Source organism: Caballeronia terrestris (assembly GCF_001544515.1).
Lineage (GTDB): Bacteria > Pseudomonadota > Gammaproteobacteria > Burkholderiales > Burkholderiaceae > Caballeronia > Caballeronia terrestris.
In genome coordinates this window covers 1-5,631 of sequence record NZ_FCOL02000156.1, presented here as the reverse complement: position 1 = coordinate 5,631, position 5,631 = coordinate 1, and the positions used below count along the sequence as shown (strand labels likewise).

8 protein-coding genes are annotated in these 5,631 nt (G+C 59.1%); 7 read left to right on the top strand and 1 reads right to left on the bottom strand.

Features of this window, described 5'->3' with window-relative positions:
* Positions 1–109: 109 nt before the first annotated feature.
* The 7 genes from AWB67_RS34245 to iscB all read left to right on the top strand — a co-directional run bounded on the left by AWB67_RS34245 (position 110) and on the right by iscB (position 5,245).
* A complete protein-coding gene (locus tag AWB67_RS34245) occupies positions 110–463 on the top strand; it encodes a transposase (protein ID WP_087660405.1) in 354 nt (117 codons plus the stop codon).
* A 107-nt stretch (positions 464–570) separates the two neighbouring features.
* Entirely contained in the window at positions 571–1,050 is a 480-nt protein-coding gene (locus AWB67_RS41605) for a transposase (RefSeq protein ID WP_200822386.1), read from the top strand.
* 76 nt (positions 1,051–1,126) lie between these two features.
* Positions 1,127–1,378 carry an integrase core domain-containing protein gene (locus AWB67_RS41600; protein WP_200822387.1) on the top strand — a complete coding sequence of 84 codons (252 nt, stop codon included), beginning with the start codon at positions 1,127–1,129 and terminating at the stop codon, positions 1,376–1,378.
* A 98-nt stretch (positions 1,379–1,476) separates the two neighbouring features.
* Positions 1,477–1,722 (top strand): hypothetical protein, encoded by a 246-nt coding sequence (locus AWB67_RS34235; RefSeq protein ID WP_235025514.1) that lies wholly within the window; start codon positions 1,477–1,479, stop codon positions 1,720–1,722.
* Between the two features lie 566 nt (positions 1,723–2,288).
* Complete coding sequence (locus tag AWB67_RS42475; RefSeq protein ID WP_235025513.1) at positions 2,289–2,516, top strand: response regulator; 228 nt, start codon at positions 2,289–2,291, stop codon at positions 2,514–2,516.
* 159 nt (positions 2,517–2,675) lie between these two features.
* The gene (locus AWB67_RS43115) at positions 2,676–2,804 is read left to right on the top strand and encodes a hypothetical protein (protein WP_268808149.1); all 129 of its coding nucleotides are present in this window, start codon (positions 2,676–2,678) and stop codon (positions 2,802–2,804) included.
* A gap of 1,103 nt (positions 2,805–3,907) precedes the next feature.
* Entirely contained in the window at positions 3,908–5,245 is a 1,338-nt protein-coding gene (iscB, locus tag AWB67_RS34220; protein ID WP_087660403.1) for an RNA-guided endonuclease IscB, read from the top strand.
* A gap of 273 nt (positions 5,246–5,518) precedes the next feature.
* On the opposite strand, the gene AWB67_RS34215 is transcribed toward iscB, so the two are convergent.
* A partial coding sequence (locus AWB67_RS34215) for a transposase domain-containing protein (protein ID WP_143328447.1) occupies positions 5,519–5,631 on the bottom strand: 113 nt, incomplete at its 5' end.

Below are 5,631 nucleotides of genomic sequence, written 5' to 3'. Positions count from 1 at the left end.
CCGGATGCATGGCCGCAATCATTACCTGCCCTCCGTTACAAATGAGAGCTTGGCAAGCCGGGGGCGTCCATGCATGGGGTAAAACGTGTGATCCAGACTGGAGTGTTTGATGTTGAAGAAAGCTGATACGAATGCGGTTGCGCCAGAGGCGCTGGAAGGAGCGCGTAGCGCCTCTGGCGCCGCCGAAGTTAAACGCTGGTCGACAGGCCGCAAACGTAGCGTGGTCCTTCGGTTGTTGCGCGGCGAACCCGTCGACGCCGTCTCCCGCGAAGTCGGCGTGACGATCGCCGCGCTCGAGCAATGGCGTGAGCTGGCACTGGCCGGCGTGGAGGCCGGCCTGAAGACGCGGACCAGCGATCCGCTGGAGGCGCGGCTCAATGACGCCGTGCGACGCGTTGGTGAGCTGTCCATGGAAAACGCGATCCTGCGCAGAGAACGTGAACTGCAGGCCCGTCGCCCTTGACCGGTCGGAGATCGTCGACCTGAGCCACGAGATCTCCGTCAGCGCGGGCAAGCCCTTTGGATTGCAACGGGTTTGCCGGGTGCTCGAATTATCGCGTTCGACGATCTATGCCGTTCTTGCCAGAGCAAGCAACCAACGTGACGCCGATGGTTCAGCGCAGGCGTGGGCCAAAGCCGAAGATGCCCGATGCCGAGCTGCTGAAGGCCATCCGCGACTATCTCGCGGCTTCGCCCTTCAGCGGCGAGGGGCACCGCAAGGTCTGGGCGCGGCTGCGCATCGTGCATGACATCCGTGTCTCCCGGACCCGCGTGCTGCGGATGCGCGAGCACCGGTTGCTCTCGCCGCACCGTCAGGCGCGGGGCGAACCTAGCCTTCACGACGGCCGGATCACGACTGATCGCCCGAATGAGATGTGGGGAACCGACGGCGTGCGCATCGCGACCGTGGACGACGGCATGGTGTGGATATTCTCGAGCGTCGATCACTGCGATGGCATGTGCACCGGCATCCATGCCGCGAAATTGGTGACCGCTTCGCTGCCCTCGAGCCGATCTCCCAAGGGACGCTGGGCGAGTTTGGCTCGGTAGTCGCCGACTCGGGACGCGGGCTGTCGCTGCGCATGATCACGGTTCGTGATATACCTCGGACGACTTCCGCGACCAGATCAGGTTCTGTGGCATCACGCCGAGCTACGCCTTCGTCGCCGAGCCGCAGACCGACGGCGTCGCCGAGCGGTTCAACCGGACCATGAAGGAACAGGCGATTCAGGGGCGCATCTTCAAAAACCTGGAGGACGTTCGTGCCGCCGCTATCGCGTTCAGGGATCGATACAATCGCGACTGGCGCCTTGAAAAGCTGGGCTTCAAATCACCCCTCGGAGCCCGTCAGGAAAGGCTGCTGAAATTGGCCGCCTAAGCTGCAAAAGCGTGTCCAAACAACCGGAGCCGGTACACGCCGTTTGCGGACGCCCGTTCTGAATGGCGCGGGTGAGCACAGACTAGAAGCGAGGAGCAATGGCGACAGCATTTCCACATCTGTGCGCGTACGACCTGCTCCTGATCGATGCAGACATTGCACATATCCGATTGGCGATCGAACGGGAGTTCGATTCGCGTTTCCGACAGCCGGTTCTACCGCGCCTTTACTGGCGAGAGCGTTTGCTTGGCATAGTCAGCGCGTTTGATCTTCTTCCGCAGCAGTGCAGTGCCATTGATGAACTGCTGCGCCGACTTGATCGTTACGAGCATACAGAGCGGTAACGAACTTTGTTCAGTACCGTCGCGGCTAAATGTCGAACGGCCAGGGGAAATCCTAATAGCTGGGGGCAGATGGCGACGTAAGCGCCTTGCGCGACGCTACTGAGCTGCGTTGCGACATGCCCGGGGCCACCTTGGGCGCCTCCCGCTGAAGGACCGAAATGCCCAGACTGAGGTGAGTTGGAGCGTTGAAGCAGAGACGCACGGAGCCGCGCGCCTGGCGATCAAGTGGCTCGAGACCGCAGTAGGCACGACGCCAGATACCACGAGATCGGCTTCGGTCGGCAATTGATTGAGGAAGCGCTGAAGTTCACGCTGCAGGCGCGAACTGAATCGACGTTCAATTCCGACGGCGTTTCGTGCCATATTGAGATACCCCTGCCATCAGGAAGCTGCTATGGCAGCAGGAACTAGCAAGACGAAAAATGGCACACGCGACGAGGGAATTGGAAGGCCGTACTATCATGATTGTAGAAGACGACTTTCTGGTCGCCCTCGCGCTTTCAACGGTGCTCGAATAGGCTGGCGCAGACGTCGGACTTATCGCGACGCCAAAGGAGTCGGTGGCAGTGTTAGAGGGAGACAAACAACACGTCGACGCTGCAATCCTCGATGTCAATCTGAACGGCGAAAAGTCGTATCCAGTGGCCGATGCGCTCGCATCTCGTCGCATCGCGTTTGTATTTGCAACCGGGTATGGCATCGACGCCCTAGACGTTCCATACCGCCAACACCCGGGCGTCCAGATGCCGTTCGACCATCAGGCGCTCTTCAGGGCGCTCACCCGTTCATCTTAAGAGCAGTGTCCGCCCGGCACAATGCATTTTTCGACTGCTAGGCTCGAGGCTTGCTGCTAAATATGCATGGATGTAGCTGCATGCAAAGAACGTCTATCGGGCGGGATATCGTCGTCGTTGCAGCCTCGCTTGGGGGTCTTCCGGCTATCGGAGAGCGTGATGAAACTCGTTCACCACGCCACATTTAATGGCGCTACCCCAACCGACTTGGGCACCCTTGGCGGAACAGAAAGCTTTGCTTTTTTCCATTACAGTAAAAAGATAAAAAGACTACTCGCTTTGGAATGACCCAGTAAACTAACGCTTGCCCATTGTATGGCGTTGATAATTTAGCGGCCCGATTCTTTTTTTATGACAGCGCGCTGCCGCACGTCTTGAGCGGGCGTTGTGCTGCAGGCTCGATAGCGCTTGCGGGCCTCGATTCAGCGTCGCTCGGTCCGTGGTTGAGCCGCTTCGCGTGATGAAGGGCAGACGCGGGGCGCGCCTCGCCCGCGCCGCTGAAAGGGCTACGGGCAAGGCTTCGATATGTGACCGGCAGGAGATCGCGCATGAGGGGGTCATCGAGGTTCCTCGTGACAGCCTGCACCGCGGTGCGGCTCTGGGCGCTAACAAGACACATCGGTCCGTCGACAGGCTCGTCGCTTAGCAGGGGATGCGTCGCCAAGGCTCGCACATGACGCGCCCAGTGGCTCGCCGGAGCGCTTCTGGGCTTGAGCGTATCCGCTCGACTCGGTTGCCGAAAAAGCCGCCGTGCGCCGCCGGCGTGCGACGAAGGAGGTAATAGCAACGGTATGGGATGACACCCATTAGCAGGTTCGTGTCAAGCGAGTAAGCAAAACCCACGGCTGTCAGCAGCCGGGTTCCCCGCCTGCTGCCTCGTCAAAGGCACATCGGCGGGACGCGAGTGGTGATATTCCGTCAGACTGCAGGCATCCAATTGTACAAAATTTTCCGCGGCCGATCGTTGGTCAGACCGCGCACGCGTACGCTCTTTACAAACTGCGTTGCGATGTCTATCTTTGTTTGCGCATTAGCGAGTCGGACGCTTGCAGGCATGGATGATTTACACCGCATGGTGCCGTCACCCGCGATTAACCGAGCTGTGCCAAGCGCAGCACTTAGGAAGTCTGGAAGGTCAGCCACCCCGTTCATTCGGACGAGGCCTCATGGCCTGAGGTTGACCAGCTCTAGCCCCAAGGGGCTCCGTTGTGCGGAGGTTAAAGACCTACTCCGGGATGCTTCCTCAGTTCCGGACTCTGGAACCTGCGACTGCAGACACGCTTCGGGTAAGCACGAAACGGGTCGCGAGGGTGCGCCGCCGTACAACGTGAGCGAGGGGAGCGAAGCCGGAAGGCTTCCGTCACAAGGTCTCGTAAGAGACAAGGAAAGACATGGCGGCTTTTGTACTGGACAAGCGCGGCAGCCCGTTGATGCCATGCAGCGAAAAACGAGCGCGATTGCTGCTTAAACGCGGCCGCGCGCGCGTACACCGGGTTCTGCCGTTCGTGATCCGACTGACGGACCGTCTTGCAGAAGAAAGTGCGTTCCAGTCGCTCCGCGTAAAGGTCGACCCGGGAAGCAAGGTAACCGGAGTAGCACTCGTACGGGAATTTAATTCAGGTATTGCTGTCCTCAACCTTTTCTCGTTAATGCACCGCGGGCGGCAAATTAGCGAGGCACTCGTCACGCGCCGCAACTTCCGGCACCGCCGTCGTAGTGCTAACTTGCGCTACCGCGCCCCGCGCTTTCTAAACCGCGCGCGGCGTGACGCCTGGCTGGCTCCAAGCCTTCAGCATCGTGTCGACACAACGATGAGCTGGGTGCGACGGATAAAGCGCTGGACCCCTATTTCGGCGACGTCGGTCGAGTTCGAGCGGTATGATTTGCAGGCGATGCGCAGCGCAGAAGTCGCTGGTTATGAGCATCGCAAGTATGAACGCGTCGATTATGAGATCCGCGAATACCTTCTCAAGAAGTGGTGGCACCGGTGTGCTTACTGCGATAAGGAAGGCGTGCCGCTGCACGTTGGGCACATCATTTCCCGTGCGCGCGGAGGCTCCGACCACCTCACAAATCTAACGATATGCTGTGGACCGTGCCATTTTCGTAAAGGTGAGCGCGACATCAAAGAGTTTGTGGTGGACGGAATCCGGTGCAATCGGATCCTTGGCAGAGCCAAGGTCCCGCTGAAAGAATCGGCGTCCGTCAGCAGCACTCGCGCGGCATTGGTCACAGAACTGCGCTCGGCTCGCCTCGTAGTGGAGACATCTACCGGCGGTCGAACGAAATGGAATCGCGCGCGCTTTGGAATTCCAAAAACCTACGCATTGGATGCAGTCTGTGTCGGCGACGTGAGCGTCGTCATGGATTGGCAGCGTCCCACGGTCGAGGTGAAATGCAGTGGCCGCGGGAGCTATCAGCGCACTCGTTTGACCGCAGAAGGCTTCCCAAGGTCTTACCTGATAAGAAAGAAGCGGATATACGGTTTCCAAACCGGTGACCGAGTCCGCGCCGATGTTTCAAAAGGCAAGATGATAGGCATTTATGTTGGCCGCGTCGCGGTCCGGGCCAGCGGCAATTTCAATATCAAAACCCAAAACGGTGTTGTCCAGGGTATAAATCATCGTTATTGTAAAGTGGTTCAGCGTGCCGACGGGTATGGCTACTCGCCATTGTTACGTTTGGCACAACGCGTAACTCGCTCCAAGAGCGTCGGCCCTGCACTCTAGCTTAGAGTGGTTGGTGGTTGGTTCGGCCGGATTACATTCGAAGGCTATCTGGCTGGTTAGGGAGCGAACAAGCCGTTCGGATGACGGCTCTGCGCAATAGGCAAATGACTGCTCCTGGCCGCCTGCCGATCGCGTCGTGCGTTCGCAGGAGCTTTGCGAGTGGCAGCACGCGACCTTCGGCAAGGCAAGACTAAACGGCTCGCTTGCAAGGTACAACGTATGCGTCTCACGTCGACCAGCAAATCGAACGCCTGAAAGCGCAGATCGACAAGCTCAGGCGCATGCGTTCCAGGGCAACAGTTCGTCGAAGCGATTGGCCTGGTGATCGGCGATGTGCGTAAGGACATATTCCAGGTAGGCGCGCGGGTTGATACCATTCAACTTGC